The following is a 1200-nucleotide window of genomic DNA, read 5'->3' as shown; positions in this document are numbered from 1 at the left end:
CGCGCTCCGCGAGGTAGCGCGAGCGCCCTGCGTCAACGGCCTCCTTGAGCTGCGCCGGCATGACCTTCACGGTGTCCTTGACCGCGCGGCCGCCCTCGTCGAGCTCGGGCTGGCCGTCCGGGCCCATCACCGTCTTCCTCAGCCACACCTCGCGGTTCGCGAGCAGCGGTATGTCTCGGAAGTCGGCCCCCTTGAAGCGGCTCTCGTTAACGAACATGGGGCTGAACTCGTAGCCTCCCACGTCCACGCCGTCGACGACGGTGCCCTTGGGAAGGGTCGCCGAGTTGAAGGTCCTGGCCTCGCCGGTCGCGCGGTCGGTGTACTCGATGCCCTCGCGCACGAAGCTCTTGTGCAGCGAGAGGTACACGTTCTTCCTCTCTTCCATGTCTTTCCTCCTTTTCGTTTTCAATCGGTCCTTGTCTTCATCCGCCGGGACGCGTGCCCCGGCGCGGCGCCCCTATCTCATGGCGACCGCCCCCTTCCTCGCTTTTCCGCTAGAAGCCGCTCACGATGTCGCGCGCCCAGGAGCCGCTTTTCACGAGGGCCAGGATGAGCAGCGCGCACATGGCCAGGTACTGCAGCGCGTAGGTGAGCCCGTTTGCGACCGCGTCGGCCGGGGTGCCCGTCCCGGGGTTCGCCCCGGTGAGCCCGCCGAGCACGAGCGGGAACGATATGAGCAGCACGAGGATGATGACGCCGGCGATGCAGACCGCCCCGAAGCTCTTCAGGTAGCCGAGGCCTATCTGGCGCGTGGCGTCCATGCCGAGGAACGCCAGCGGGATCGGGGCGAACGCGGCCATGATGTAGAGCTGGAGCGCGCGGGCCCAGCAGACCACGAGGGCGACGACGTAGGCCGCCAGCACCACGACCCAGCTGATGAGGCTCACGACGAGCATGGCGATGAGCGACGGGATGTCGTCGTCGGTGGTGACGACGGACACCTCGGGCAGGTCGAGCGCGCCTCCGGCGCCGAAGAGCGCCTCGACTCGGTCGATGGCGAGCCCGCAGACCTCGTAGATCGACGCCATCAGGTCGAAGCTGTTCTGTATGAGGAACAGGAACACGGCGAAGAACACGAGGAGGAAAACGACCTCCTTGACGCCGGGAAGGCTCTGGCTGCCGTCCATGCGCTGGGAGATCTCGATGAGCTTCAGGGTGAAGACCAGGCCGAGCACCCCGCACCCGATCGGCAGGATGGCA

General features: G+C 66.8%; 2 protein-coding genes. Both read right to left on the bottom strand.

The features are described 5' to 3' along the window. Nucleotides 1-385: DNA gyrase (locus FS885_RS09735; RefSeq protein WP_144744834.1), on the bottom strand; the 385-nt coding region annotated here is incomplete at its 3' end. A gap of 109 nt (nucleotides 386-494) precedes the next feature. Further along, nucleotides 495-1200 (bottom strand): VirB6/TrbL-like conjugal transfer protein, CD1112 family (locus FS885_RS09730; RefSeq protein ID WP_144744833.1); only part of this gene is annotated, 706 nt, incomplete at its 5' end.

The sequence above is a fragment of the Enorma burkinafasonensis genome, from assembly GCF_902150035.1.
GTDB lineage: Bacteria > Actinomycetota > Coriobacteriia > Coriobacteriales > Coriobacteriaceae > Enorma > Enorma burkinafasonensis.
The sequence above is the reverse complement of the archived record's forward strand: the minus strand, read 5'-3'. Positions and strand labels throughout refer to the sequence as shown.